The sequence below is a fragment of the Paraburkholderia sp. IMGN_8 genome, from assembly GCF_038050405.1.
Lineage (GTDB): Bacteria > Pseudomonadota > Gammaproteobacteria > Burkholderiales > Burkholderiaceae > Paraburkholderia.
In genome coordinates this window covers 3,866,165-3,892,269 of the sequence record NZ_CP150900.1, presented here as the reverse complement: position 1 = coordinate 3,892,269, position 26,105 = coordinate 3,866,165, and the positions used below count along the sequence as shown (strand labels likewise).

The window sequence follows — 26,105 nt, the reverse complement described above, 5'->3', positions numbered from 1 at the left end:
AAGAACATGCCTCTGACAGTGTCCGGCCCCAATTGTTCAATGCCGGCCTGGCTGCATGCAAAATTGACGGGATGGGCGCTTTCCATGTAGCGGCAGCCAGCTTTTTCCGCTTGGGGTAGCATGGCGGCCTTGGCGCGTGCCGCAGCCCGCACCCCGCTCCGAGCTGCGCAGCCCGATGCAAGCCGAATCGGCAGCGGGGAATAGCAAGGCCGGCTGCGCCGTTAACCTCTCTCTAGCGTTGACCTGTCATGGCACACAATCCTTCTTTCGGTGGCCGGGAGTCGTACACGCGAACCGCCATCGCCTTCCACTGGGTGATCGCGTTGCTGATCGTGTGCGGTTTCGCGCTCGGTTGGGTGATGACGGACATCCCCGGCTTCACGCCGACCAAGCTGCGCTATTTTTCCTGGCACAAATGGATCGGCGTGACGGTGTTCGCGCTCGCCGTGCTGCGCATTCTGTGGCGCGCCATGTACGGGGCGCCGCCGATGCCGCGCCGCATGCCGGCCTGGCAGCGCGGCGCCGCGCATCTCACGCATCTGCTGCTGTATGTGCTGATGATCGCGATTCCCGTGTCAGGCTATCTGTATAGCTCCGCGGCCAACGTGCCGGTGGTGTACCTCGGGCTGATCCCGCTGCCGCGCCTGATCGCGCCGGACCCACATCTCAAGGAACTGCTGAAGAACGTGCATATCGTGCTGAACTACACGCTTCTCGTGCTGGTCGCATTGCATGTGGCGGCGGCGCTCAAGCATCAATGGCTGGACCGCGACGGCCTGTTGTCGCGCATGCTCCCTTTCATCAAATAAGGATAACCATGAAAGTTTCGTTTTATCGCTACATGCTCGCCGCGTTCGCGGCGGCTTCGCTCACTGCAGCCGGCAGCGCGCTCGCACAGGTCGACGTCCCGAAGAGCACGGTGACCGCAACCTCCAAACAGATGAACGTGCCGGTGGAAGGCAAGTTCGGTAAATTCACCGCGCAAGTGAAGTTCGATCCGGCCAAACCGACCGAGGGCGACGCGCAGCTCAGCATCGATGTCGCCAGCTACGATCTCGGCGACGAAAGCTACAACGAACAGGTGCGCGGCAAGGACTGGTTCGACGCGAAGACGTATCCGAACGCGACCTTCGTGTCGGGCGCGATTGCGCCGGCCGGCGGCAATCAGTTCAAGGTGACCGGCAAGCTGACCATCAAGGGCAAATCGCAGACGGTGGTGGTGCCGGTCACGGTCACCCAGCAGGGCGCGACGCAGACCTTCGACGGCGCCCTGCCGATCAAGCGTTCGCAGTTCGATATCGGTACCGGTGAATGGAAAGACACATCGGTGGTCGCCGATGAAGTGGTGATCAAGTTTCATATCGTTGCAGCACGCAAGTGACGTTCGCTGCGCTGTTCGGGTGCAGCAGCTTTTCTTTCAGAACAAAGGAGCATGAATTGAAAACATCCCTGTTGATCGCCGTAGGCGCGCCGGCTTCTTCTTTCACGCTCGGCTCGTTCGCCGCCGATACCTATCAGCTTGATCCGACCCACACCTTTCCGAGCTTCGAAGCGGATCACCTCGGCGGCCTCTCGGTGTGGCGCGGCAAGTTCGTCAAGAGTTCGGGCATCGTGACCCTCGACCGCGCGGCAAAAACCGGCACGGTGGACGTGACCGTCGACCCGGCTTCGGTCGAAACCGGCAATCCCAAGCTCGACGAGCATTTGAGGACGCCCGAGTTCTTCGACGTCGCCAAGTTTTCTTCGGCGACCTACAAGGGCACTGACATCAAGTTCGACGGCGACAAGCCGATCGAGGTGGTCGGCAACTTCACGATACACGGCGTGACCAAGCCGCTGAATCTGAAGATCGAATCTTTCAAGTGCATGCAGCATCCGGTGCTCAAGCGCGAAGTGTGCGGCGTGGAAGCGAGCGGTCATTTCAGCCGCGCGGATTACGGCATGGATTTCGGCAGCAAGTATGGCTTCAGCATGGACACCAAGCTGCATATTCAGGCTGAAGGTATCAAGCAGCAGTGAGCGCTTTAGCGAGCCTTTGCAGGCTCGCGTGTTCGTGCGTGTTCGTGCGTGTTCGTGCGTGTTCGTTATTACGCCGCGCGGCCGTTGCGCCGCAAAAAAACCGCTTCGTTCGCTTTTGCGACGAAGCGGTTTTTTTGTTGGCCTGCTTGCAACGCGGCAAGCCTTGCGCGGCGGCCGTCGGGCATTTGCCGCTCGCGTCGTTTTAATTTTTCAGGTACACAGAGCGCTGACACCGCCTTGGTTGTGCGTGCATCCAGTGCGGCAGGATCGGGTCTGAAGGCCTGCATCAATAATATTTCGCGCGCATCGGAGATCTGCATGAATGCAACGACTGCTGTAAGCCTGGCGGGGAGCCGGCAAAATTCGTGGCGCGCGGTGGTGGCCGCGTCGATCGGCAACGCGCTCGAATGGTTCGATCTGGTGGTGTACGGTTTTTTCGCGGTCGTCATCGCGAAGCTGTTTTTCCCGGCCGGCAACGACACGGTCTCGCTGTTGCTCACGCTTGGCACCTTCGGCGTGTCGTTCTTCATGCGCCCGCTCGGCGCGGTTGTAATCGGCGCTTATGCGGACCGAGCCGGCCGCAAGGCGGCGCTCACGCTGTCGATCCTGCTGATGATGGCGGGCACGCTGATCATCGCGATTCTGCCGACCTATCAAAGCATCGGCATCGCCGCGCCCGTGATCCTCGTGATGGCGCGTCTGATGCAAGGCTTTTCGGCGGGCGGCGAGTTCGGCAGTGCGACGGCGTTTCTCGCGGAGCACGTGCCGGGGCGGCGCGGCTTTTTCGCGAGCTGGCAGGTGGCGAGCCAGGGGCTCACGACGCTGCTGGCCGCGTGCTTCGGCGTACTGCTGACCGGCAAGCTGTCGCCGGAGCAGATGGCCTCGTGGGGCTGGCGCGTGCCGTTCTTCTTCGGTCTCCTGATCGGGCCGGTGGCCTGGTACATCCGCACCAGGCTCGACGAGACGCCCGAGTTCCTCGCCGCGGAAACGACCACGACGCCGTTGCGCGATACCTTCGCGAGCCAGAAGCTGCGCCTCGTGATTGCGATCGGCGTGGTGGTGCTCGGGACGGTGTCGACGTATCTGGTGTTGTTCATGCCGACCTATGGCGTGAAGCAGTTGGGACTCGCGCCGTCGGTCGCGTTCGCGGCGATTGCGCTGACCGGCGCGATCCAGATGGTGTTCTCGCCGCTCGTCGGCCACCTGTCGGACCGGCACGGACGCACCACGATCATGCTGAGCTCGGCGCTGCTGCTTCTCGTGCTGATCAATCCGGCTTTCGTCTATCTGGTCGCGCATCCGACTTTCGGCACGCTGATCGCGCTGCAGATCGTGTTCGGCTTTCTGATGACGGGTTATTTCGCCGCGCTGCCGGGTTTGCTCTCCGAGATGTTCCCGGTGCAGACACGCACGACCGGCATGTCGCTCGCCTATAACATCGCGGTGACGATCTTCGGCGGCTTCGGGCCGTTCATCATTGCGTGGCTGATCAGCTTCACGGGTTCGAAGGCCGCGCCGAGCTACTACATGATTTTCGCCGCGGCAGTGAGTCTGGTGGCGTTGATGGCGGCGCGGCGCAAGCTTGGGTTCAGATAAGACCGTTCAAAAGGTCTTTGCACTGCGAGTAATCGTAGGGCGATGGCAGCGGTAAACGTAAAAGGCCGGTTCGAGAGAACCGGCCTTTTTCATTGCGAGGTTGACAGCAAGATCAAACTTGCGCGCCTGCGTTCGGGTCGTTCGGATCGGTGCGGTCCTTCTTGTCCTTCAGCAGATCTTCGCGTTTCACGCCCAACCACATGGCCAGCGCCGCCGCGACGAACACCGACGAGTAGATACCGAACAGAATACCGACCGTCAGCGCCAGAGCGAAGTAGTGCAGCGTCGGGCCGCCGAACAGGAACATCGACAGCACCATCATCTGCGTACAGCCGTGGGTGATGATGGTGCGCGACATCGTGCTGGTGATCGCGTGGTTGATCACTTCGATCACGGTCATCTTGCGTTCGCGGCGGAAGGTCTCGCGAATCCGGTCGAAAATAACCACCGATTCGTTCACCGAGTAGCCGAGCACCGCGAGCACAGCAGCCAGCACCGACAGCGAGAACTCCCATTGGAAGAACGCGAAGAAGCCGAGAATGATGATCACGTCGTGCAAGTTCGCGATCACGCCGGCCACCGCGTATTTCCATTCGAAGCGGAACGACAGGTAGATCACAATGCCCACCACCACGCAGGCGAGCGCGAGCAGGCCGTCGGTAGCGAGTTCCTTGCCGACCTGCGGGCCGACGAACTCGACCCGTTGCAACTGCACCTGCGGATCTTCTGCCTTGAGCGCGCCCATCACCTGGTCGCTCTGCTGCGCCGAGGTGAAGCCTTGCTTGAGCGGCAGACGGATCAGCACGTCGCGCGAGGTGCCGAAGTTCTGCACTTGCGCGTCGGTATAGCCGAGCTTGTTGAGCGTGCCGCGCACCGGTTCGAGCGGTGCGGCGCCCGGATACTGCACTTCGATGACTGTGCCGCCGGTAAATTCCACCGACAGATGCAGCCCGCGATGCAGCAGGAAGAACACAGCGGCGACAAATGTCAGGAGCGAGATTGCGTTGAAGATCAACGCACGCTGCATGAACGGAATGTCTTTGCGAAAGCGGAAAAATTCCATGGTCTTGTTCTCCGGGACTCAGCGGGATGAACCCGGTTTCTGCGGCGTGTTGGGCGTATTGCGACGGCGCACGGTCGGCTTGCCGGCACGTGCCTGCGCCGAGGCCGGTGCCTTCGGCTTGCCGGTGGCCGCGGCGATGGCTTGCGCGGTATCGGTGGCCGCGTCGTCGTTGCCGAGATAGGCAGCCGCGCCATCGACGCCTTGCGGCCTCCACACCTGACCAATGGCCAGCGACTTGAGCTTCTTCTTGCCGCCGTACCAGAAGTTGACCACGCCGCGCGAGAAGAACACGGCAGAGAACATCGACGTCAGAATGCCGATACAGTGGACCATCGCGAAGCCGCGCACCGGGCCGGAGCCGAACGCGAGCAGCGCGAGACCGGCGATCAGCGTGGTGACGTTCGAGTCGAGAATCGTCGCCCATGCGTGCGCGTAGCCGTTCTGGATCGCCAGTTGCGGCGGCGCGCCGTGACGCAGTTCTTCACGCACCCGTTCGTTGATCAGCACGTTCGCGTCGATCGCCATACCGAGCGCGAGCGCGATTGCGGCAATACCCGGCAAGGTGAGCGTGGCTTGCAGCATCGACAGCACGGCGATCAGCAGCAGTAGGTTCACCGAGAGGCCGATCATCGAGATCACGCCGAACAGCATGTAGTACGCGATCATGAACACGGCGATCGCGACAAAGCCCCACACCACCGAGTGGAAGCCCTTGTTGATGTTGTCCGCGCCGAGGCTCGGGCCGATCGTGCGTTCTTCGATGATGTCCATCGGCGCAGCGAGCGAACCGGCGCGCAGCAGCAGCGCGAGGTCGGCCGCGCCTTGCGGGGTGGCCTGGCCGGTGATCTGGAAGCGGTCGCCCAGTTCAGACTGGATGGTCGCCACCGTCAGCACTTCGCCCTTGCCCTTTTCGAACAGCACCATCGCCATCGGCTTGCCGATGTTGTCGCGCGACACGCTGCGCACCGCGCGGCCACCGGCCGAGTCCAGACGGATGTTGACCGACGGACGCTGATGCTCGTCGAAGCCCGCCGACGCGTCGATAATCCGGTCGCCCGTGAAGATGATCTGCTTGCGCAGCAGCACCGGCGTCTGGTTGCCTTGCGTGAACAATTCGTCGCCCGGCGGCACCGGATCGGACGGGTTCGGATGCGTGTTGACCGGGTCGGCGAGACGCGCTTCGAGCGTCGCTGTGCGGCCGATGATGTCCTTCGCCTTCGCCGTGTCCTGCACGCCCGGCAGTTCGACGACGATACGATCCGCGCCTTGCTGCTGGATCACCGGCTCGGCCACGCCGAGTTCGTTCACGCGGTTATGCAGCGTAGTGATGTTCTGCTTGAGCGCGGCGTCCTGCACGGCTTTCTGCACCGCCGGCGTGAACGTGCCGACGAGTTGCACACCGCCGTCCGTCCCCGTTTGCGACGCCCACTGGAGTTCACTGATGCTGCGGCTCAGTAGTTTGAGCGCGGCGTCCGCCGTGGCCTGATCGGCGAAGTTGATCACCACCGTCTGGTTGACTCGGTTCACGCCGCCGTCGCGGATGTGGTTGTCGCGCAGGAGCGTACGTGCGTCCGAGGCGTCGGAGTCGAGCTTCTTGTTGAGCGCGCCGGCCATGTCGACCTGCAGCAGGAAGTGCACGCCGCCGCGCAAATCGAGACCGAGGTACATCGGCAGCGCGCGCAGGGCGGTCAGCCAGTGCGGCGACGCGCTTTGCAGGTTCAGCGCGACGACGAACTGCGGATCGGTCGGATCGCTGTTCAGCGACTTCTGCAACAGGTCCTTCACGCGCAACTGCGTGTCGGTATCCAGCAGACGCACGCGAATGTTCGCGTTGGCCGACGAGTTGTCGAACGTGACGTCTTCAGGCTTGATTTGACTGGCAGCGAGCGCCGCTTCGACTTGCGACAGCGTGGTCGAGTCGAGCTTGACCGTTGCCTTGCCGCTCGACACCTGCACCGCCGGCGCTTCGCCGAACAGATTGGGCAGCGTGTACACGAGGCCGATGACCAGAGCCACCAGCATCACGGCGTATTTCCAGAGGGGGTAACGATTCATGAGTGGTCCAACGGGAAGGTTGGCTTGGAAGCGATGCGTCCGGCGATGAGCGCGGGCGGTGCGCGGTGTGCCGCGTGAACCGCCGGCGAGGCCGCGCCGGACGCGAGAGAGCAGGCCTTACAGCGACTTGATCGTGCCCTTCGGGAGAATCGTCGTCACCGACGCTTTTTGCACGGTGATTTCCGTGCCTTCCGAGATTTCGATGCCGACGTAAGCTTCGCCCACCTTGGTCACCTTACCGACGATACCGCCGTTCGTCACCACTTCGTCGCCCTTGGCCATCGCGGCGAGCATATTGCGATGTTCCTTCTGGCGCTTCATTTGCGGGCGAATCATGATGAAGTACAGCACGCCGAACATCAGGATCAGCGGCAGGAAGCTCATCAGGTTCGATTCAATGCCACCAGTTGCTGTGCCTTGGGCGAAGGCATTGGAAATGAACGACACGTTGGTCTCTCCGTTATAAATCAAAACGATCAAAAAAATCAGCCGGTTATTCTACCACCGGCTAACCAGGGCTCGGCGCGGCGAATCGGCTTTCCGATCAAGCTGTTAAAGCCTTTTTTCACTACGAGCGAAAGTTGATTGTAAGGTTTCCCGTGTGATGCCGACTGATTCTTCCGTTGAATCCGTCGCTGTCCGTCGACAGGCGTCTAGTCGACGCCGCGCGCGCGGTTCTCGTGAAAGCGCTTGCGGAAGGGCTCGAACAGCTTCGCGTCGATCGCGTCGCGCATTTCCTGCATCAGTTCGAGGTAGTAGTGCAGGTTGTGGATCGTGTTCAACTGCGCGCCAAGAATTTCGCCTACACGATGCAGATGGTGCAAATAGCCGCGGGTGAAATTTCGGCAGGTGTAGCAGCCGCATTGCTCGTCGAGCGGGCGCAGCGAATTCTTGTGCGTGGCGTTGCGGATCTTGATGTCGCCAAAACGCGTGAAGAGCCAGCCGTTGCGCGCGTTGCGGGTCGGCATCACGCAGTCGAACATATCGACGCCGGCGGCCACGCCCGCCACCAGATCTTCCGGCGTGCCGACGCCCATCAGGTAGTGCGGTTTGTCGGCCGGCAGCTTCGGGCCGATATGGTTCAGCACGCGCATCATGTCCTCTTTCGGCTCGCCGACCGACAGCCCGCCGATCGCGAGGCCGTGGAAATCCATCTCCGCGAGGCCCGCCAGCGATTCGTCGCGCAGGTCTTCGAACATGCCGCCCTGGACGATGCCGAACAGCGCGTTCGGATTGCCGAGGCGATTGAATTCGTCGATGGAGCGCTTGGCCCAGCGCATCGACATGCGCATTGAATCGGCGGCTTCCTTGTGCGAAGTTGGCACGTTATTGGTCGCGTACGGCGTGCATTCGTCGAACTGCATGACAATGTCCGAGTTCAGCACCTTCTGGATCTGCATCGACACTTCGGGCGACAGAAAGAGCTTGTCGCCATTGATAGGCGACGCGAACGTGACGCCATCTTCGGTAATCTTGCGCAGATCGCCGAGCGAAAACACCTGAAAACCGCCCGAGTCTGTCAGGATCGGCTTCTTCCAGCCCATGAAGCCGTGCAGGCCGCCGTGCGCCTCGATCGTCTCCAGCCCCGGGCGCAGCCACAGGTGGAAGGTGTTGCCGAGAATGATCTGCGCGTGCATTTCCTCGAGCTCGCGCGGCTGGACTGCCTTCACCGTGCCGTACGTACCGACCGGCATGAAGATCGGCGTTTCGACCACGCCGTGATTCAGCGTGACGCGGCCGCGCCGCGCCTGGCCGTCGGTGCCGAGCAGTTCGAATTTGAGGCCGTTTTCAGGGCGCTCGGTGGTTGCTTGTTGCGAATGATGACCGTCGGTCATGAAAACTCCTGTGCTACCGGAAAACAGCTTTGCATGGGACCGGAGTAAGTGCTCTGCATGGGACCAGAGTAGCGCGCTGAAGCGCGAACTCTGGTCGACAGCTGAAGCGCCAACTCCGGATCGACAAGTCCGGCGCAAATCGTGAACACCGCCGGAAGGCTCGCGGCGGCTAAGAGGATTACAAAACGGGAATTGCAAAAACTTCCAAACGATGCGTCAGGCGTCGCTGCGCGTCAGCAGCATCGCGTCGCCATAACTGAAGAAGCGGTAGCGCTCTTCGATTGCGTGCCGGTACGCGGCGCGGATCGTCTCTACGCCGGCGAATGCCGACACCAGCATCAGCAGCGTCGACTTCGGCAAATGGAAATTGGTTACCAGCCGGTCCACCACGCGGAACTTATAGCCCGGCGTAATGAAGATGTCGGTTTCGGTGCTGGCCGCGCCGAGCGGCCGGCCGGTGGCTTCGGCGTCGCGCGCGGCGGCTTCGAGTGCGCGCATCGACGTCGTGCCGACCGCGATCACGCGCTTGCCGCGCGCGCGGGTCGCCGCGATTTTGTCGGCGAGGCTTTGCGGCAGGTGATACCACTCGCTATGCATCTTGTGCTCGGCGAGGTTCTCCACCCGCACCGGCTGGAAGGTGCCCGCGCCGACGTGCAGCGTCAGCGTCGCGCGGTCGACGCCTCTCGCGTCCAGTCGGGCGAGCAGCGCGTCGTCGAAGTGCAGGCCGGCGGTGGGGGCGGCGACCGCGCCGGGATTTTGCGCGAACACGGTCTGATAGCGGGTTTCGTCGGTCGCGTCGGGATCGTGCTCGATGTACGGCGGCAGAGGCAAGCGGCCGAATTGCTCGATCAGCGTCAGACAGTCGTCCGGAAAATGCAGCGTGTAGAACGGCTCGACGCGCTCGCCGACCGTCACGTCGAACGCATCGGCGAGACGGATCGTGGTGCCCGGCTGCGGGCTTTTGCTCGCGCGGATCTGCGCGAGCACGGTGCGCTCGCCAGTGAGACGCTCTACCAGTACTTCGATCTTGCCGCCACTGGCCTTCTGGCCGAGGAAGCGCGCCTTCAGGACTTTGGTATCGTTAAAGACGAGCAGGTCGCCGGGCGCGATGCACTCGGGCAGCTCGGCGAAGCGGCGGTCGATCAGGCGGGCCGGGCTCACCGTATGGTCCACTTCGAGCAGACGGCTGGCGCTGCGCTCGGGCAGCGCAACTTGCGCGATCAACTCAGGCGGCAGATCGAAATCGAAATCGGAAAGCGTAAACATGCGGACGACTGGAAGCGAATTGAGACGGAATTGAGCCGAAGCCGGGCGGCGAGCGGCTATGATTGCGGGACGCCTCAGCGGCCCGCGAGCCCGCGCGCTGTATGGCGGCGACACCTTTGACAGCCGATATTGTACTTGCGAAGCAACCCATGCCTTTGTCCGATCGCCGATTCCCCCCTGCCGCCGATGAAGTGAGCGCCGAGCCGAAGCGCCGCGTCGCGCGGGGCGAGGCAACGGCGGCAAACGGGCCCGACGTTAGCGCTACCGCGGCGCCGGACAAGAAAAAAGCTGCGCCCGCAGTTGGCAAACCCGTTGCCAAACCGGCGGCCAAAACCGTCGACAAGCTCGCCAAACTCGGCCTCACGCGCGACATCGACCTGGTCCTGCATCTGCCGATGCGCTACGAAGACGAGACTTCGCTGACGCCGATCGGCCACCTGCTGCCGGGCGGCATCGCGCAAACGCAAGGCGTGGTGTTCGACAACGAGATTGCCTATCGTCCGCGTCGGCAGTTGCTGGTGAAACTGCGCGATGACGCCGGCGACGAACTCGTGCTGCGCTTTCTGAATTTCTACGGCTCGCAGGTCAAGCAGATGGCGATCGGCGCGCGGCTGCGTGTACGCGGCGACGTGCGCGGCGGTTTCTTCGGCATGGAGATGGTGCATCCGGCGGTGCGCGTCGTCGACGAAGACACGCCGCTGCCGCAGGCGCTGACGCCGGTGTACCCGAGCACCGCGGGCGTGACGCAAGCGTATCTGCGCAAATCGATCGATAACGCTTTGTCGCGCACGTCGTTGCCGGAACTGCTGCCTGAGCCGGTCGCCCGTGAGTATTTGCAGCCGCTCGACGTGCCGGCACTGATGGACTCGGTGCGCACGCTGCATCATCCCGGCGTGCAGTCCGACGAAACTGCGTTGATCGACGGCACGCATCCGGCGTGGGTGCGCATCAAGTTCGAGGAATTGCTGGCGCAGCAGATGTCATTGAAGCGCGCGCATGAGGAGCGCCGTACGCGTGCGGCGCCGGCCATGCCGCGCCGGAAGGAAGGCGATGCGTCTGCGCTGGTCGCGCGCTTGTTGAAGGCGTTGCCGTTTTCGCTGACGACGGCGCAGGAGCGCGTCGGCGGCGAGATCGCGCTCGATCTGACGCAGCCTCATCCGATGCAGCGGCTGTTGCAGGGGGACGTCGGCAGCGGCAAGACGATCGTTGCCGCGCTGGCTGCTGCGCAAGCGATCGACGCCGGCTACCAGGCCGCGCTGATGGCGCCGACTGAAATTCTGGCTGAACAGCACGCGCGCAAGCTGCGCGGGTGGCTGGAGCCGCTGGGCGTGAGCGTCGCGTGGCTGGCCGGCAGTTTGAAGACCAGGGAAAAGCGCGCCGCGATCGAAGCCGCGGCGCTCGGCACGGCTCAGCTCGTGATCGGCACGCACGCGATCATTCAGGACGCGGTCGAGTTTGCACGGCTGGGGCTGGTGATCGTCGACGAACAGCACCGCTTTGGCGTGGCGCAGCGGCTCGCCTTGCGCGCGAAGGCGCAGAACGCCGCTGACGGCGCGCAGGATTTCCAGCCGCATCAGCTGATGATGTCCGCGACGCCGATTCCGCGCACGCTCGCGATGACCTATTACGCCGACCTCGACGTGTCGACCATCGACGAATTGCCGCCCGGGCGCACGCCGATTCTGACCAAGCTGGTGTCCGACGCGCGGCGCGAAGAGGTGATTGGCCGCGTGCGTGAGGCGGCGTTGACGGGACGGCAGGTGTACTGGGTGTGTCCGTTGATTGAGGAAAGCGAGACCTTGCAGTTGCAGACTGCGGTGGAGACGTACGAGACGCTGGTGGCCGCGTTGCCCGAGTTGAATGTCGGACTGGTGCATGGCCGGCTTGCGCCTGCCGAGAAGGCCGCGGTGATGGACGCGTTCACACGCAATGAGGTGCAATTGCTGGTGGCGACGACGGTGATCGAAGTGGGTGTCGATGTGCCGAATGCGTCGTTGATGGTGATCGAGCACGCCGAGCGGTTTGGGTTGGCGCAATTGCATCAGTTGCGGGGACGGGTGGGGCGCGGGAGCGCGGCTTCGGTTTGTGTTCTGCTTTATACGGGACCGCTGTCGATGACCGCGCGGGCGCGGTTGCAGACGATGCGGGAGACGACTGACGGGTTCGAGATCGCTCGTAGGGACCTTGAGATTCGCGGTCCCGGAGAGTTTCTGGGCGCCCGGCAGTCGGGCGAGGCCATGCTGAGATTTGCTGATCTTCAGAATGATCAGTGGCTGATCGAGCCCGCTAGGGGGGCTGCTGCGGTCTTGCTGGAGAAGTACCCCGAGGTGGTGGTGCAGCACCTGGCCCGGTGGCTTGGGGCTCGGGAGCAATATTTGAAAGCTTGATGTTTTTGCCTGCTCGGCGCTTTGGGTTGTACGCCTGCGGCGGCATTCTTCTATGTGCCTGCGGCGTTGGCCTTTCCTTGATTTCTTAGTGGTCTATTAGCGTCGCCCCTGTGCGGGGCGGGCACTTACTTTCTTTGCCCACCAAGTGGACTTCCTTCGGGGCGCCGCCGCAAAGAAAGTAAGCAAAGAAAGCGGCTTCACACCGCTAATTCTTAAGCGGGTCCCCTGGCTTGGAGGAGGCAGTGGAGCATCTGGAGTCAGTGTTCTCGCACACTCCGCGCTGGTGACAAGGCAGTCATACTTCCGGCGGCGCTGCGCGCGCCGACGCGGTACTTCCCAACACCGATGGCAGATTGGCGCCTCCGGCATCATCCCTTCCCGCCTCGCATTGCGTGCTCGCCGGAACGGTCTGCGAGGGAAACCGGTGGGTGATTCTTTGTTTGGTGGGTGCCATTGGCTTTGCCTCGGCGCCGAGGTATGTGAGCGCGGGCCACCACCCCGAACGAGACGCTATCGCCTTCGCGGGGCATGGGGAACGCGAGCGTGAGACATTAGCGCCTAGGCGAGACAGGTGGAAGAGAGCGCCACCGCGCCGAACCAGGCGCAGGCACCAAAATCGGCTGGCGGTTTTGAGAAGTACCGCGTCGGCGCGCGCAGCGCCGCCGGAAGTATGACTGCCTTGTCACCAGGGCGGAGTGTGCGAGAACACTGATTCCAGATGCTCCACTACCTCCTCCAAGCCGGGGGACCCGCTTAAGAATTAGCGGTTTGAGCCGCTTTCTTTTGCCTACTTTTCTTTGCGGCGGCAAAGAAAAGTAGGTGCCCCCCGCACAGGGGGAACGCTAATAAACCAATAAGAAAGCAAGGAAAGGCCAACGCCGCAGGCACACAGAAGAATGCCGCCGCAAAAGGTAAAAAAAGAGCAAGCAAAAGACCACCCACCGCAGGCCCACCACCACAGCGCCGCGTAGGCAAAAAAACCAAAAAGTTGGCGAACCGACCCTATAGGTGTATAACTAGAACCTATCGAATTATCGCCTTGATTGGTCCCCAATGACGCTCACTGAATTGAAATACATCGTCGCGGTAGCGCGCGAACGGCACTTCGGCCGGGCCGCCGAAGCGTGTTTCGTCAGCCAGCCGACGCTATCAGTGGCAATCAAAAAGCTCGAAGACGAACTCAACGTGCAAATCTTCGAGCGCGGCACCAGCGAAGTCAGCGTCACGCCCATCGGCGAGCAAATCGTCACGCAAGCGCAACGCGTGCTCGAACAAACGCTCGCCATCAAAGAGATCGCCAAACAAGGCAAAGACCCGCTAGTCGGGCCGCTGCGCCTCGGTGTCATCTATACAATCGGGCCGTACCTGCTGCCCACGCTCGTCAAACAGATGATCAAGCGTGTCCCGCAAATGCCGCTGATGCTGCAGGAAAACTACACGCTCAAGCTGATCGAACTGCTCAAACAAGGTGAAATCGACGTCGCCATCATGGCGCTGCCGTTCCCGGAAACGGGCCTGATGCTGCGCCCGCTCTACGACGAACCGTTCGTCGTGGCGTTGCCGTCCGGTCACGCGTGGGAAAACCGCCCGAAGATCGACGCGGACGACCTGAAGCAGGAAACCATGCTTCTGCTCGGTAGCGGCCACTGCTTCCGCGATCATGTGCTGGGCGTCTGCCCCGAACTGATGCGCTTCTCGCAGAACGCGGACGGCATCCAGAAAACCTTCGAAGGTTCGTCGCTGGAAACGATCCGTCATATGGTCGCGAGCGGCGTCGGTATCACCGTGCTGCCGCGCATGTCGGTGTATGAAGTCAAACCGCACGCAGGCGGCATCGATTCGGGCCTGCTCAGCTACGTCGCCTTCGACGAGCCCGTGCCGGATCGCCGCGTCGTGCTCGCCTGGCGCAAAAGCTTCACGCGCATGCCCGCCATCGAGGCGATCTGCGACGCCATCAACGCCTGCGATCTGCCTGGCGTGAAAAAACTCGATCTGCCCGTCGCCGTCAACTAATTGGCGCCCACGCCGGCTCGCCGCCCTCCGCGGCGGGCCGCAGCGCGCATGAAGCGGCGATAGCGGTTGTGCCTATCGAATAGATAAAATTAATCAAACACTATAATTCGATAGTGTTGCTATAGTTCCCTCCATGGATCGCCCGATCCGCACAAGACCCGGAGGAAATCATGACGCAATCGAACCCGCAGCAAGTCCAGGCCGTCGCCGCTCAATCTGCTCGTCCCGTCACCCGCTCGTTCGCCGCGTCGATGCTCGGCATGCGCACGGTCGCCATGTCCTTGCTGGTCGATCGGGCCTTGTCCGCTTAAGTCATCAGCGCTAGCGCGCCGCGCCTCTCCCCGTATTTTTCTTTCCGATAAAAGCAACCCAGGAGTTCCGCATGTCCGAACGTAAGCTCACCAATGCAGCCGGCGCACCCGTCGCCGACAACCAGAACTCGATGACCGCCGGCGTGCGCGGTCCGGTCGTCCTGCAAGACGTCTGGCTGCTCGAAAAGCTCGCCCATTTCGACCGCGAAGTGATTCCCGAACGCCGCGTTCACGCAAAAGGCTCGGGCGCATTCGGCACGCTGAAAGTCACGCACGATATCTCGCGCTTCACGAAGGCCAAAGTGTTCGCGAAAGTCGGCAAGGAAACGCCGCTCTTCATGCGTTTTTCGACGGTGGCGGGCGAACGCGGCGCCGCCGATGCGGAGCGCGACGTACGCGGTTTCTCGATCAAGTTCTATACGGAAGAAGGCAACTGGGACGTGGTCGGCAACAACACGCCGGTGTTCTTCATCCGCGATCCGCTCAAGTTTCCGGACTTCATTCACACACAAAAGCGCGATCCGTACACCAACATGCGCAGCAATGTCGCGGCGTGGGATTTCTGGTCGCGTCATCCGGAGTCGCTGCATCAGGTGACGATTCTGATGAGCGATCGCGGCATTCCGAAGAACTACCGGCAGATGCACGGCTTCGGTTCGCACACGTACTCGTTCATCAACGCGAACAACGAGCGTTTCTGGGTGAAGTTCCACTTCAAGTCGATGCAGGGCATCGAGAACTACACCGACGCGGAAGCGGCGCAGGTCGTCGCGCAGGATCGCGAAAGCGCGCAGCGCGATCTGGTCACGAACATCGATGACGGCAACTTCCCGAAATGGCGTTTCGCGATTCAGGTGATGCCCGAAGCGGACGCAGCGAGCTATCGCTACAACCCGTTCGACATCACGAAAGTGTGGTCGCAGAAGGACTATCCGTTGATCGACGTCGGCACCATCGAGTTGAATCGCAATGCGGCGAATTATTTCGCGGACGTCGAACAAGCGGCGTTCACGCCGGCGAATGTGGTTCCTGGTATCGGCTTCTCGCCGGACCGTCTGTTGCAGGGGCGTTTGTTCTCGTACGGCGACACGCAGCGCTACCGTCTCGGCATCAATCACCATCAGATTCCGGTGAACACGTCGCGCGTGCCGAGTCCGCATTCATTCCATCGCGACGGCGCGATGCGCACGGGCGGCAACCTCGGCGGTAACGTGAATTACGAGCCCAATCGTTTCGGCGACTTCGCACAGGACAGTAACGCGTCGGAGCCGCCGCTCGCGGCGGGCGCGGTCGACCGTTACGACCATCGCGCGGATGAGGACTACTACAGCCAGCCGGGCTTGCTGTTCCAGTTGTTCGATACGGCGCAACGCAAACGGCTGTTCGGCAACATCGCGCGGCATATCAATGGCGTGCCGGAGGACATCGTCGCGCGTCAGATCGAGCATTTCCGCCGCGCCGATCCGGCGTATGCGGAAGGCGTGGTCGCGGCGATCGCCGAGCTCGCTGAAGGCAACAAGAAGTAAGCAGTTGAAGTGATGCAGCAAGGTGGGGCGCATCGGCGCCCTGCCGGTTTTGATACGAATCGAGGGAGCACGATCATGATCCAGATGATGATTTCCACCATTGGCGGTTCAGTGGTCGCACGCCGCGCGCGGCAACAGCAGCAAGCATTGATGTTGCGTCGCGCAGTGGGTTTCGCGATCGTCGCGAGCGGACTGGCGGTGATCGTCGCGCAAGCGCTGCAACGCGCGCTCGGCAGCTGATTTACATGCAGCGTGCACGCTTCGCCAGTGACCGTGCGTCACACAAGTGGCGCTCGTTTCTAAGATAAACTGTCGAGCGTTTTAATGTTTGCGGATTGCTCATCTGCAAATCGTCAATCAGCCGACCGGTTCGTATCACTCTTCAAAGGAGTCGTCATGGCCAAGAAAGAAGCCGTCCAGCACGTCAACATCGGGATCACCGACAAGGATCGCAAGAAGATTGCAGAAGGTCTGTCGCGCCTGCTCGCCGACACCTATACGCTGTACCTGAAGACCCATAACTTTCACTGGAACGTGACGGGTCCGATGTTCAACACGCTGCACCTGATGTTCGAAACGCAGTACAACGAGCTCGCGCTGGCAGTCGATTCGATCGCTGAACGTATCCGCGCGCTGGGTGTGCATGCGCCGGGCAGCTACAAGGAATTCGCCAAGCTGTCGTCGATTCCGGAAGCGGACGGCGTGCCGGCTGCGGAAGATATGATCCGCCAACTAGTGGAAGGTCAGGAAGCCGTGGTGCGCACCGCCCGCGCGATCTTCCCGTCGACGGAAGCCGCTAACGACGAGCCGACGGCCGACCTGCTCACGCAGCGCATGCAAACGCATGAAAAGACCGCGTGGATGCTGCGCTCGATGCTGGCTTAAGCATTCTCGGCGTTTCGCCTGGATTCAGCGCGGCGCATTGGCGTTCGCGTTGAACCGAAACAAAAGCCTCTCTTCGCGGGAGGCTTTTGTTTTTTGCAGCGCGGGATCGGGCGGCGAGCTTGACCTTGGCCGCCTGGACGTTGTCTGCCGCCCGCATCCCGTAAAATAGCGGCACCGTCTGCACTTCCCCGAATCCGCCATGTTCGCCCGACTTCCTTTGTATCTGCGCCTCGTGCGCATGGATAAGCCGATCGGCAGCCTGCTGCTGCTGTGGCCCACGCTCAACGCGCTGTGGATCGCATCCGACGGCCATCCTTCGTGGCCGCTGCTGGTGATCTTCACGGTGGGCACAGTGCTGATGCGCTCGGCGGGCTGCGCGATCAACGATTACGCGGATCGCGATTTCGATCGCTATGTGAAGCGCACTGAAAACCGTCCAATCACCTCGGGCAAGATCAAGGCGTGGGAAGCGGTGGCGCTGGCGGCCGGTTTGTCGCTGCTGGCGTTCCTGCTGATTCTGCCGCTTAACACGCTGACAAAAGAGTTGTCAGTGGCGGCGCTGTTCGTCGCCGGCTCGTATCCGTTCACCAAGCGCTTCTTCGCGATTCCGCAGGCTTACCTCGGCATCGCGTTCGGCTTCGGCATTCCGATGGCGTTTGCCGCGATTCAGGATCATGTGCCGATGCTCGCGTGGGTCATGCTGCTGGCCAACGTGTTCTGGTCGGTTGCGTACGACACCGAATACGCCATGGTCGATCGCGACGACGACATCAAGATCGGCATCCGCACCTCTGCGCTGACATTCGGTCGCTTTGACGTGGCCGCTATCATGCTCTGTTATGCAGCGACGTTGGGGATTTACGTCGGCATCGGCGTGATGCTGGGTTTTGGCGTGCTGTACTGGCTGGGATGGGCGGCGGCGGTGGGCTGCGCGATCTATCACTACACGCTGATCCGCAACCGCGAACGGATGCCGTGCTTCGCGGCGTTCCGCCATAACAACTGGCTCGGCGGCGCGTTGTTTGCCGGCATTGCCGCGCATTACGCGGCAGCTTCGTTCTGATTTTTCTGCGTTTCTTCATTCGGGCCGCCGACGCCGCTACGGATTGATCCACCGCGCGGCGTTCTCGTCCGGCCCACTTCCCGATTGCTTACTGCTTGCCGAACTCGTCGCCCATTTCCTTGGCGCGCGCGTCGGCGGCGAGCACGCCACGCACAATCGCATCCTTGATTCCGCTGGCGTCGAACGACGTCAGTGCTGCGGCGGTGGTGCCGCCCTTGGACGTCACACGCTCGCGCAACAGGCTGGGCGGCTCGTCGGAGTTCGCGGCCAGTTGAGCCGCGCCGGTGAAGGTCGCGACCGCCAGCGAGCGGCCTTGCGCTTCGTCCATGCCGAGTTGGCGCGCGGCTTCCTGCAACGCTTCGATAAAATAGAACACGTATGCGGGGCCGCTGCCTGAGATCGCGGTGACGGCGTCGATCTTCGCTTCGTCGTCGAACCAGACCGTTTCGCCGACCGCGCCGAGTACCTGCGACGCGAGCGCGCGGCCCGCTTCATCGACGCTGGCGGTAGCCGCGAGGCCCGCGACACCCATGCCGATCAGCGCCGGTGTATTCGGCATCACACGCACGATCCGGGTGTGGCCATTCAGCCAGCGCGACATGTCATCCATGCGAATGCCCGCGACGATGCTGATCGCCAGTTGCGCTGCGTTCAGATGCGGCGCGAGCCCTTGCGCGACACTCTTAAGAATCTGCGGCTTCACCGCCAGCACGACGGCGTCGTACGATGCGAGCGCGGCGTCCGCAGTGGCCCCCGTACGGATGCCGAATTGCTCTTCATTACGCTTGCGCGCGTCTTCGTTGGGGTCGATCGCGTAGAGGTCAGCGGGCGCGACACCGCGCTTGATGAGGCCGCCGATCAATGCGGCAGCCATGTTGCCACCGCCGATAAATGCAATTTTCATGATGTTCCGAAAGATGTTCCGTTAGGGAGCCCAAAGCGTCCCGCAACGGTCAGTTAGAGTAATCTCGCGCGCCGAAGATCGCAGTGCCGACGCGCACGATGGTCGCGCCTTCCAGCACGGCGGCTTCGAGGTCGCTCGACATGCCCATCGAGAGCGTATCGAGTTCGAGCCCGTCGTCACGCAGGCGCTCGAACAGTTCGCGCAACTGCCGATGCGGTGCGCGTTGCTCGTCGATACTGCCGGCCGGTTCCGGAATCGCCATCAGGCCGCGCAAATGCAACTTCGGCAGCGCGGCGATTTCCCGCGCGACTTCCGCGGCCTCGGGGATGCTTACGCCGCTCTTCGACGCCTCGCCGCTGATATTCACCTGCAGGCACACGTTCAGCGGCGGCAGGTTGTCCGGGCGCTGCTCGGCCAGACGCTGTGCAATCTTCAGCCGATCGACCGAATGCACCCAGTCGAAATGCTCTGCGACCGGCCGCGTCTTGTTCGATTGCAATGGTCCGATGAAATGCCATTCGATCGACGCCCGCAGATCGGCCAGCGCCTCGATCTTGGCGATGGCTTCCTGCACGTAGTTCTCGCCGAACGCGCGTTGACCGGCTGCGTAGGCGGCGCGTACGTCTTCGGCGGGAAATGTCTTCGAGACCGCGAGCAGGGTAATCGAACACGCGTCGCGTCCGGCGGCATGCGCGGCGAGGGCGATGCGCTGCTGCACCGCTTCGAGGTTGTGAATCAGATCGGGCATGGAACGGAACCGGAAGTCCAGCGAAAAACGATGTACCGGATTATACGGACGTCGTCGCATCGCGCCGTTACTGGGAGCGTTTCAAGAGAGCGAAGGCCGCGGCATGTAATATTGCCGCCGTCCGCACCCGCCTCATGCCGACAGCATATGCTCCACCAGTTCGATCCAATGCGCGACCGGCGTGGACGTGCCGCTTTGCAGATGCGCAATGCAGCCGACGTTCGCCGACACGATCACCTGTGGCTCCTGCGCGTGCAGCCGTTCGAGCTTCTGGTCGCGCAGCGCGTACGAGAGCTTCGGCTGCGTCAATGAATAGGTGCCTGCCGAGCCGCAGCACAGATGGCTGTCGGCAGGCAGCCGCACTTCGATGCCGATTGCCGCCAGCAGATGTTCGACGTTGCCGCGCAACTGCTGACCATGCTGCAACGTGCACGGCGGATGGAACGCGACCGTATGAATCGCGCGGCGGCGCGTCACGGCGACCAGCGCTTCTTGGAATTCCGGCAGGATCTCCGAGATGTCGCGCGTCAATTCGACGACGCGGCGAGCCTTCTGCGCATACGCCGGATCGTTGCGCAGCAGGTGCGCGTATTCCTTGACCGTTGCGCCGCACCCGGACGCGTTCATCACGATCGCTTCCACGCCCTCTTCGATGTACGGCCACCATGCATCGATGTTGGCGCGCAGGTCGTCGAGTGCTTCGTCGTTGTAGCCCAGATGCAGACGGATCGCGCCGCAGCAGCCGGCTTCGGGCGCCACCAGCGTTTCGACACCGAGCGCGTCGAGCACCCGCGCGGTCGCAATGTTGACGTTGGGCATCATCGACGGTTGTACGCAGCCGGCGAGCATCAGCATCTTGCGCGAATGTTTCGCGCTCGGCCATTCGAGCGCACGCTGCCGCGCGGGCACCTTGTCGCGCAGCTTCTTCGGCAGCAGCGGGCGGATGTGCTGGCCGAGGCGCATGGTCGGCGTGAACAGTGCGCTGTTCGGCACGAAGCTCGCGAGCAGCCGGCGCACCAGCCGCTGACCGAGCGGGCGCGTGACTTTCTCTTCGGTGAGCTTGCGGCCGATCTCGACCAGCCGGCCATATTGCACGCCGGATGGGCAGGTGGTCTCGCAACTGCGGCAGGTCAGGCAGCGGTCGAGGTGGAGCTGGGTGCTGCGTGTGATCTCCGCGCCTTCGACCATCTGCTTGATCAGATAGATGCGCCCGCGTGGGCCATCGAGTTCGTCGCCGAGCAGTTGATAGGTCGGGCAAGTGGCCGTGCAGAAACCGCAGTGCACGCACTTGTGCAGGATGGCGTCGGCTTCGTCGCCGTCCGGCGTGTTGCGAATGAAGTCCGCGAGGTTGGTTTGCATCGCGTCGCTCAGAAGTCAGGGTAGAGCCGGCCGCGATTGAAAATGCGGGCGGGGTCGAAGGCGGTTTTCAGGCCGCGATGGATCTTCATCAGCGGCGCGGGCAGCGGCGTGAATACGCCGGCGCTGCGGTCGTAGCCAAGACCGGTGCGGAAGATCGTGGCGTGGCCGCCGGCCTGTTTCGCGCTGATGCGCACGGTTTGCGCGTCGGTGTCGGTGATCCACCAGCGTTGGCCGCCGCCCCATTCCATCAGTTGCGCGCCGGGCAGTTGCAGCGGTTCGGTGATCGACGGCAGTGCGAGGCGCCACAGCGCGGCCTTCGGCGCGATCGCCGCAAAGAACGGGTCGGTCTGTTCGCGCAAGCCGGCCCAGAAGCGCTCTGCTTCGACCGCGTCGACCACCTCTCCGCCGAGTGCCGTGCGGGCCGCCTTGACCGCCGCTTCCGCGCCCGCCAGCCGCACGGCCAGCGTACCGTGACGCCATGCGCTCGCCGTGATCGGCAATGGCCGGCCACCCCATTCGTTGAGCTTGCGGACCGCGTCGGTGCCGTTCATGTCGAATTTGAGGGTGGCTTCGGCCTGCGGCAGCGGCAGCACCTTGATGGACAGTTCGAGGATCAACCCCAAGGTGCCGAGCGAGCCTGCCATCAAACGGGACACGTCATAACCGGCGACGTTCTTCACCACCTGGCCGCCGAAATGCAGTGTTTCCCCGTGGCCGTTCATGATCACCGCGCCGAGCACGAAGTCGCGCGCGGCACCTGCGGCCGGCCGGCGCGGACCGGCGATGCCCGCCGCGATGCAGCCGCCGAAGGTAGCCTGCGGGCCGAAGTGCGGCGGCTCGAAGGCGAGCATCTGATGGTGTTCGGCGAGCGCGGCTTCGATCTCCAGCAGGGGTGTGCCTGCGCGCGCGGTAATGACGAGCTCGGCCGGGTCGTAGGCGATGATGCCGCGATAAGCGCGCGTGTCGAGGATGTCGCCTTCCAGTGTCTGGCCGTACCAGTCTTTGGTGCCGCCGCCACGGATGCGCAACGTGCGCCCTTCGGCGCTGGCCGAACGCACGCGTTCGGACCAAACGGCGACGATGTCGTCCTCTTCCATGGTGCCCCGCTTCGTTGTGTTTCGCTTGATTGTACCGGGCGGGGGCTCGCTGACAACCCGGAGCGGACCCGCATCGGGTAATCAGGGTGGGACCAGGGAAGAGCCGCCGGCGCAAAGTATGCGCAGTGCGTCGGCGGGTCGAAAATGCTTAAAACCGCGGCAGTTCCGGATGCGGCAGCAAGCCGCCGCGTACGTGCATCTTGCCGTACTCGGCGCAACGCGCGCGCGTCGGGATGCCCTTGTCCGGATTCAGCAAGCCGGGCGAATCGAAAGCGCGCTTGACCGCGTGAAACGCGTCGCGCTCTTCGGGTGAGAACTGCACGCACATCGAGTTGATCTTCTCGATGCCGACGCCGTGCTCGCCCGTTACCGTGCCGCCCAGTTCGACGCACGTCTCGAGAATGTCGGCACCGAACGCTTCGGCCCGATGCCATTCGTCCATGTCGTTGCCGTTGAACAGAATCAGCGGGTGCATGTTGCCGTCGCCGGCATGGAACACGTTGATGCAGCGCAGGCCGTATTTCTTTTCCATGACTTCGATGCGCGCGAGCAATGGGCCGATGCTGCGGCGCGGCACCGTGCCGTCCATGCAGTAGTAGTCGGGTGAAATGCGGCCGGCGGCCGGAAAAGCGTTCTTGCGCCCCGACCAGAAGCGCAGCCTTTCGCTTTCCGAGCGCGAAATCTGGATGCGGGTTGCGCCGTGTTCGCGCAGCACCGCGGTCATGCGCACGATTTCGTCAGCGACTTCTTCGGGTGTGCCGTCCGATTCGCATAGCAGGATCGCCGCCGCGTCGAGATCGTAGCCCGCGTTGACGAATTCTTCGACGGCGCGCGTGGCCGGTTTGTCCATCATCTCCAGACCAGCCGGGATGATGCCCGCCGCGATAATGCTGGCGACCGCATCGCCGCCTTTAACGACGTCGTCGAAACTGGCCATGATGACCTGCGCGGTTTGCGGCTTCGGAATCAGCTTGACGGTGACTTCGGTGACGATCGCGAACATTCCTTCGCTGCCGATCAACACCGCGAGCAGATCGAGCCCTGGCGCGTCTGGCGCAAGCGAGCCGAATTCGACGATTTCGCCTTCCATCGTCACGGCGCGCACGCGCAACACGTTGTGCACGGTGAGGCCGTATTTGAGGCAGTGCACGCCGCCTGAATTCTCCGACACATTGCCGCCGATCGTGCAGGCGATCTGCGACGACGGATCGGGTGCGTAGTACAAGCCGTACGGCGCGGCGGCCTCGGAAATCGACAGATTGCGCACGCCCGGCTGCACCGTCGCGGTACGCGCGTACGAATCGACTTCGACGATCTTCCTGAAGCGCGCGAGCGACACCACCACGCCGTGACGAATCGGCATCGCGCCGCCCGACAAGCCGGTGCCCGCGCCGCGTGGCACGATCGGCACGTCGAGCCGGTGGCAGATCTGCACAATGCGCTGCACTTGCGATTCCGTCTCCGGCAGCGCGACGGCGAGCGGCAGCCGCCGATAGGCGGCGAGGCCGTCGCACTCGTAGGCCACGGTGTCCTCTTCGCGATACAGCAGACAGTGGGTCGGCAGCACGGCCATCAGCGCCTGCACGACTTCGCGCTGGCGCTGGGCGAGAACTTCGGCCGTCAGTTCAGCGGGTGCGTTCATGTGACTCGTCTCCTCGTACTTTTCACCCTTCGTGCCGCTCGAGCTCAACAGCGGCTGCGGCGCTTTAACCGCGTGTCAATGACGCCTCAAGCTGCCCACGAAAAAATCTTGCCCGGGTTCATCAGATTGCGCGGATCGAGCGCGTGTTTGATCGAGCGCATCGTATCGACGGCGACTTCGCCGTGTTCTTCGAGCAGGAAGTTCATCTTGTGCAAGCCGACGCCGTGCTCGCCGGTGCAGGTGCCATCCATGCGCAGCGCGCGTTGGACGATGCGCTCGTTCAGACGCTCGGCTTCGGCGAGTTCTTCGGGCTTGTGCGGGTCGATCAGGATCGCGACGTGGAAGTTGCCGTCGCCGACATGGCCGACGATCGGGCAGGGCAGTGGCGATGCCTTCAGATCCTGTTCCGTTTCCACCACGCATTCCGCGAGGCGCGAGATCGGCACGCAGACGTCGGTGGTGACCGCGCGGCAGCCGGGCTTCAGTTGCAGCATCGCGAAATAGGCGTTGTGGCGCGCGTTCCACAGGCGGCTGCGGTCTTCCGGCCGGGTCGCCCATTCGAAACCTTCGCCGGCATTCTGCGCGACGATCTCCTGCACCAGTTCGGCCTGTTCTTTCACACCGGCTTCGGTGCCGTGGAATTCGAAGAAGAGCGTCGGCGCCTCGCGTAACGTCAGATTCGAATGACGATTGATCGAGCGGATCGCGAGCGAGTCGACGAACTCGACACGCGCGATCGGCACCCCGATCTGAATCGTTTCGATGACCGCGCGCACCGCATCGCCCATCGACGGAAATGCGCATACCGCTGCCGAGACCGCTTCCGGCTGCGGATAGAGGCGCACGGTGATTTCCGTGATCACGCCGAGCGTGCCTTCCGAACCGACGAACAGGCGCGTGAGGTCATAACCCGCCGACGACTTGCGCGCCCGTGTGCCGGTTTTGATCACGCGGCCGTCGGCCAGAACGACCGTCAGCCCGAGCACGTTCTCGCGCATCGTGCCATAGCGCACAGCGTTGGTGCCCGACGCGCGCGTGGCCGACATGCCGCCGATGCTTGCGTCCGCGCCCGGGTCGATCGGGAAAAACAGGCCGGTGTCGCGCAGCGCTTCGTTCAGTTGCTTGCGTGAGATGCCTGGCTCGACGGTGACCGTGAGGTCTTCCGCATTGATCGACAGTACGCGGTTCATTTCCGACAGATCGATCGACACGCCGCCTTGCACCGCCAGCAGATGCCCTTCGAGCGACGAGCCGTTGCCGTATGGGATGATCGGCACGTTGTACTGGCCGCACAGCTTGACGATGGTTTGGGCGTCTTCGGTATTGCGCGCGAACACGACGGCGTCGGGCAGTTGCGGATCGAACGGCGATTCATCGCGGCCATGATGGGCGCGCACTGCTTCGGCAGTCGACACACGTTCCGCAAAGACGGCTTTGAGCGCGCTCAGCAACTCGGCGGGAAACGGCCGGCGCAGTGGCGCCGGCGGCACGGGATGGTTCACGCATGTCTCCTGATATTGGGCAGAGCTGTTCCACAACTGGTGATTCATTTTACGCCGATCGCCCGTGGGCCGGCGTCGCGGCCGGTTGCCGGTCCTATAATGGCGGCGACTTCGCAATGCGCGCAATATGGATAAACGCGGTGGCTAACGCGGTGGCCAGGCGGTTAGCCTGCGCGGACGCATCGTCACTGAATGGGATGGGAGACATCATGGGCAACCGCTTGAGCAAGATCGCCACCCGTACGGGCGACGACGGCACCACCGGTCTCGGCGACGGCCGCCGCGTGCGTAAAGACGATGCGCGCATCGCCGCAATCGGCGACGTCGACGAACTCAATTCGAATCTCGGCGTGTTGCTGTGCGAAACGCTGCCCGACAAGGTGCGCGCGGCGCTGGTCGCAATTCAGCACGACCTGTTCGACCTCGGCGGCGAACTCTGCATTCCCGGCCACACGATGATTACCGACAAGCATCTCGGCCAACTCGACAACTGGCTCGCCGACTACAACGCGACCTTGCCGCCTTTGAAGGAGTTCATCCTGCCGGGCGGCTCGCGCGCGGCTGCGCTCGCGCACGTGTGCCGCACGGTGTGCCGCCGCGCCGAGCGCGCGATCGTCGCACTGGGCGAGGTGGAGACGATCAATCCTGCGCCGCGCCAGTATGTGAACCGGCTGTCCGACCTGCTGTTCGTGCTGGCGCGCGTGCTCAATCGCGCGGACGGCGGCAGCGACGTGCTGTGGCAGCACGAGCGCGGCGCCGGCTAGAACCACTCTTCATCCCGCTTTGGCCCTGTGACAATCTGTCCGGGTCAAATTTTCTTCTTAAAAATGTATT

General features: G+C 62.8%; 24 protein-coding genes. 12 read left to right on the top strand and 12 right to left on the bottom strand.

From position 1 onward, the window contains the following. Positions 1 to 248 precede the first annotated feature (248 nt). The 3 genes from WN982_RS17690 to WN982_RS17680 all read left to right on the top strand — a co-directional run bounded on the left by WN982_RS17690 (position 249) and on the right by WN982_RS17680 (position 2,019). A complete protein-coding gene (locus tag WN982_RS17690) occupies positions 249 to 809 on the top strand; it encodes a cytochrome b (RefSeq protein ID WP_341313209.1) in 561 nt (186 codons plus the stop codon). Positions 810 to 817: 8 nt separating this feature from the next. Next, positions 818 to 1,381, top strand: coding sequence for a YceI family protein (locus WN982_RS17685; RefSeq protein WP_341313208.1), 564 nt, complete (start codon positions 818 to 820; stop codon positions 1,379 to 1,381). A gap of 68 nt (positions 1,382 to 1,449) precedes the next feature. Further along, complete coding sequence (locus tag WN982_RS17680; RefSeq protein WP_341315831.1) at positions 1,450 to 2,019, top strand: YceI family protein; 570 nt, start codon at positions 1,450 to 1,452, stop codon at positions 2,017 to 2,019. Positions 2,020 to 2,087: 68 nt separating this feature from the next. On the opposite strand, the gene WN982_RS17675 is transcribed toward WN982_RS17680, so the two are convergent. After that, positions 2,088 to 2,339: a hypothetical protein gene (locus WN982_RS17675; RefSeq protein ID WP_341313207.1), complete on the bottom strand. Its 252-nt coding sequence runs from the start codon at positions 2,337 to 2,339 to the stop codon at positions 2,088 to 2,090. On the opposite strand from WN982_RS17675, the gene WN982_RS17670 reads away from it, so the two are divergent. Further along, on the top strand, positions 2,338 to 3,615 hold the full coding sequence (locus WN982_RS17670) for an MFS transporter (protein WP_341313206.1): 1,278 nt from the start codon (positions 2,338 to 2,340) through the stop codon (positions 3,613 to 3,615). The genes WN982_RS17675 and WN982_RS17670 overlap by 2 nt on opposite strands. Before the next feature lie 112 nt (positions 3,616 to 3,727). Here WN982_RS17670 and secF read toward each other — a convergent pair whose 3' ends face one another. The 5 genes from secF to queA all read right to left on the bottom strand — a co-directional run bounded on the left by secF (position 3,728) and on the right by queA (position 9,834). Next, the gene (secF, locus tag WN982_RS17665; RefSeq protein WP_341313205.1) at positions 3,728 to 4,678 is read right to left on the bottom strand and encodes a protein translocase subunit SecF; all 951 of its coding nucleotides are present in this window, start codon (positions 4,676 to 4,678) and stop codon (positions 3,728 to 3,730) included. A gap of 18 nt (positions 4,679 to 4,696) precedes the next feature. After that, positions 4,697 to 6,733, bottom strand: coding sequence for a protein translocase subunit SecD (gene secD, locus WN982_RS17660; protein WP_341313204.1), 2,037 nt, complete (start codon positions 6,731 to 6,733; stop codon positions 4,697 to 4,699). A gap of 117 nt (positions 6,734 to 6,850) precedes the next feature. Next, complete coding sequence (gene yajC / locus WN982_RS17655; protein ID WP_094780780.1) at positions 6,851 to 7,180, bottom strand: preprotein translocase subunit YajC; 330 nt, start codon at positions 7,178 to 7,180, stop codon at positions 6,851 to 6,853. A gap of 206 nt (positions 7,181 to 7,386) precedes the next feature. Then, a complete protein-coding gene (gene tgt, locus WN982_RS17650; protein WP_341313203.1) occupies positions 7,387 to 8,568 on the bottom strand; it encodes a tRNA guanosine(34) transglycosylase Tgt in 1,182 nt (393 codons plus the stop codon). Positions 8,569 to 8,784: 216 nt separating this feature from the next. Then, entirely contained in the window at positions 8,785 to 9,834 is a 1,050-nt protein-coding gene (gene queA, locus WN982_RS17645) for a tRNA preQ1(34) S-adenosylmethionine ribosyltransferase-isomerase QueA (protein WP_341313202.1), read from the bottom strand. 149 nt (positions 9,835 to 9,983) lie between these two features. Between queA and recG the strand changes: the two genes are divergently transcribed. From recG to ubiA, 7 genes are all read left to right on the top strand, one after another. Continuing rightward, the gene (gene recG / locus WN982_RS17640) at positions 9,984 to 12,221 is read left to right on the top strand and encodes an ATP-dependent DNA helicase RecG (protein ID WP_341313201.1); all 2,238 of its coding nucleotides are present in this window, start codon (positions 9,984 to 9,986) and stop codon (positions 12,219 to 12,221) included. 1,053 nt (positions 12,222 to 13,274) lie between these two features. Then, the gene (locus tag WN982_RS17635) at positions 13,275 to 14,234 is read left to right on the top strand and encodes a LysR substrate-binding domain-containing protein (protein ID WP_341313200.1); all 960 of its coding nucleotides are present in this window, start codon (positions 13,275 to 13,277) and stop codon (positions 14,232 to 14,234) included. 170 nt (positions 14,235 to 14,404) lie between these two features. Then, positions 14,405 to 14,545, top strand: a complete 141-nt coding sequence (locus tag WN982_RS17630) for a hypothetical protein (RefSeq protein WP_341313199.1) — start codon at positions 14,405 to 14,407, stop codon at positions 14,543 to 14,545. A 71-nt stretch (positions 14,546 to 14,616) separates the two neighbouring features. Next, a complete protein-coding gene (locus WN982_RS17625; RefSeq protein ID WP_341313198.1) occupies positions 14,617 to 16,071 on the top strand; it encodes a catalase in 1,455 nt (484 codons plus the stop codon). Between the two features lie 75 nt (positions 16,072 to 16,146). Beyond that, positions 16,147 to 16,311: a hypothetical protein gene (locus WN982_RS17620; RefSeq protein WP_341313197.1), complete on the top strand. Its 165-nt coding sequence runs from the start codon at positions 16,147 to 16,149 to the stop codon at positions 16,309 to 16,311. 156 nt (positions 16,312 to 16,467) lie between these two features. Next, positions 16,468 to 16,956, top strand: a complete 489-nt coding sequence (locus tag WN982_RS17615) for a Dps family protein (RefSeq protein WP_341313196.1) — start codon at positions 16,468 to 16,470, stop codon at positions 16,954 to 16,956. Between the two features lie 199 nt (positions 16,957 to 17,155). Beyond that, positions 17,156 to 18,019, top strand: a complete 864-nt coding sequence (ubiA, locus tag WN982_RS17610) for a 4-hydroxybenzoate octaprenyltransferase (protein WP_341313195.1) — start codon at positions 17,156 to 17,158, stop codon at positions 18,017 to 18,019. A gap of 88 nt (positions 18,020 to 18,107) precedes the next feature. On the opposite strand, the gene proC is transcribed toward ubiA, so the two are convergent. From proC to WN982_RS17580, 6 genes are all read right to left on the bottom strand, one after another. Continuing rightward, the gene (gene proC, locus WN982_RS17605; protein ID WP_341313194.1) at positions 18,108 to 18,923 is read right to left on the bottom strand and encodes a pyrroline-5-carboxylate reductase; all 816 of its coding nucleotides are present in this window, start codon (positions 18,921 to 18,923) and stop codon (positions 18,108 to 18,110) included. 49 nt (positions 18,924 to 18,972) lie between these two features. Beyond that, positions 18,973 to 19,671, bottom strand: coding sequence for a YggS family pyridoxal phosphate-dependent enzyme (locus WN982_RS17600; RefSeq protein ID WP_341313193.1), 699 nt, complete (start codon positions 19,669 to 19,671; stop codon positions 18,973 to 18,975). A gap of 132 nt (positions 19,672 to 19,803) precedes the next feature. Further along, positions 19,804 to 21,030, bottom strand: a complete 1,227-nt coding sequence (glcF, locus tag WN982_RS17595; RefSeq protein WP_341313192.1) for a glycolate oxidase subunit GlcF — start codon at positions 21,028 to 21,030, stop codon at positions 19,804 to 19,806. Positions 21,031 to 21,038: 8 nt separating this feature from the next. Continuing rightward, positions 21,039 to 22,127 carry a glycolate oxidase subunit GlcE gene (gene glcE / locus WN982_RS17590; RefSeq protein WP_341313191.1) on the bottom strand — a complete coding sequence of 363 codons (1,089 nt, stop codon included), beginning with the start codon at positions 22,125 to 22,127 and terminating at the stop codon, positions 21,039 to 21,041. A 148-nt stretch (positions 22,128 to 22,275) separates the two neighbouring features. Continuing rightward, positions 22,276 to 23,769 carry an FAD-linked oxidase C-terminal domain-containing protein gene (locus WN982_RS17585; RefSeq protein WP_341313190.1) on the bottom strand — a complete coding sequence of 498 codons (1,494 nt, stop codon included), beginning with the start codon at positions 23,767 to 23,769 and terminating at the stop codon, positions 22,276 to 22,278. Positions 23,770 to 23,855: 86 nt separating this feature from the next. Further along, entirely contained in the window at positions 23,856 to 25,271 is a 1,416-nt protein-coding gene (locus tag WN982_RS17580; RefSeq protein WP_341313189.1) for an FAD-linked oxidase C-terminal domain-containing protein, read from the bottom strand. A gap of 209 nt (positions 25,272 to 25,480) precedes the next feature. Here WN982_RS17580 and WN982_RS17575 point away from each other — a divergent pair, with 209 nt between their 5' ends. Next, positions 25,481 to 26,035, top strand: coding sequence for a cob(I)yrinic acid a,c-diamide adenosyltransferase (locus tag WN982_RS17575; protein WP_341313188.1), 555 nt, complete (start codon positions 25,481 to 25,483; stop codon positions 26,033 to 26,035). The last annotated feature ends 70 nt before the right edge of the window (positions 26,036 to 26,105 follow it).

Excerpts from the sequence above, each read along its gene's own strand:
- WN982_RS17630 (WP_341313199.1), top strand. The coding sequence starts at position 14,405 with ATGACGCAATCGAACCCGCAGCAAGTCCAGGCCGTCGCCGCTCAATCT.
- WN982_RS17585 (WP_341313190.1), bottom strand. The coding sequence starts at position 23,769 with ATGAACGCACCCGCTGAACTGACGGCCGAAGTTCTCGCCCAGCGCCAG.
- WN982_RS17625 (WP_341313198.1), top strand. The coding sequence starts at position 14,617 with ATGTCCGAACGTAAGCTCACCAATGCAGCCGGCGCACCCGTCGCCGAC.
- glcE (WP_341313191.1), bottom strand. The coding sequence starts at position 22,127 with ATGGAAGAGGACGACATCGTCGCCGTTTGGTCCGAACGCGTGCGTTCG.
- WN982_RS17620 (WP_341313197.1), top strand. The coding sequence starts at position 16,147 with ATGATCCAGATGATGATTTCCACCATTGGCGGTTCAGTGGTCGCACGC.
- secF (WP_341313205.1), bottom strand. The coding sequence starts at position 4,678 with ATGGAATTTTTCCGCTTTCGCAAAGACATTCCGTTCATGCAGCGTGCG.
- WN982_RS17635 (WP_341313200.1), top strand. The coding sequence starts at position 13,275 with ATGACGCTCACTGAATTGAAATACATCGTCGCGGTAGCGCGCGAACGG.
- WN982_RS17690 (WP_341313209.1), top strand. The coding sequence starts at position 249 with ATGGCACACAATCCTTCTTTCGGTGGCCGGGAGTCGTACACGCGAACC.
- secD (WP_341313204.1), bottom strand. The coding sequence starts at position 6,733 with ATGAATCGTTACCCCCTCTGGAAATACGCCGTGATGCTGGTGGCTCTG.
- WN982_RS17615 (WP_341313196.1), top strand. The coding sequence starts at position 16,468 with ATGGCCAAGAAAGAAGCCGTCCAGCACGTCAACATCGGGATCACCGAC.
- recG (WP_341313201.1), top strand. The coding sequence starts at position 9,984 with ATGCCTTTGTCCGATCGCCGATTCCCCCCTGCCGCCGATGAAGTGAGC.
- tgt (WP_341313203.1), bottom strand. The coding sequence starts at position 8,568 with ATGACCGACGGTCATCATTCGCAACAAGCAACCACCGAGCGCCCTGAA.
- WN982_RS17575 (WP_341313188.1), top strand. The coding sequence starts at position 25,481 with ATGGGCAACCGCTTGAGCAAGATCGCCACCCGTACGGGCGACGACGGC.
- WN982_RS17685 (WP_341313208.1), top strand. The coding sequence starts at position 818 with ATGAAAGTTTCGTTTTATCGCTACATGCTCGCCGCGTTCGCGGCGGCT.
- glcF (WP_341313192.1), bottom strand. The coding sequence starts at position 21,030 with ATGCAAACCAACCTCGCGGACTTCATTCGCAACACGCCGGACGGCGAC.
- queA (WP_341313202.1), bottom strand. The coding sequence starts at position 9,834 with ATGTTTACGCTTTCCGATTTCGATTTCGATCTGCCGCCTGAGTTGATC.
- WN982_RS17675 (WP_341313207.1), bottom strand. The coding sequence starts at position 2,339 with ATGCAGATCTCCGATGCGCGCGAAATATTATTGATGCAGGCCTTCAGA.
- WN982_RS17670 (WP_341313206.1), top strand. The coding sequence starts at position 2,338 with ATGAATGCAACGACTGCTGTAAGCCTGGCGGGGAGCCGGCAAAATTCG.
- ubiA (WP_341313195.1), top strand. The coding sequence starts at position 17,156 with ATGTTCGCCCGACTTCCTTTGTATCTGCGCCTCGTGCGCATGGATAAG.
- WN982_RS17600 (WP_341313193.1), bottom strand. The coding sequence starts at position 19,671 with ATGCCCGATCTGATTCACAACCTCGAAGCGGTGCAGCAGCGCATCGCC.
- proC (WP_341313194.1), bottom strand. The coding sequence starts at position 18,923 with ATGAAAATTGCATTTATCGGCGGTGGCAACATGGCTGCCGCATTGATC.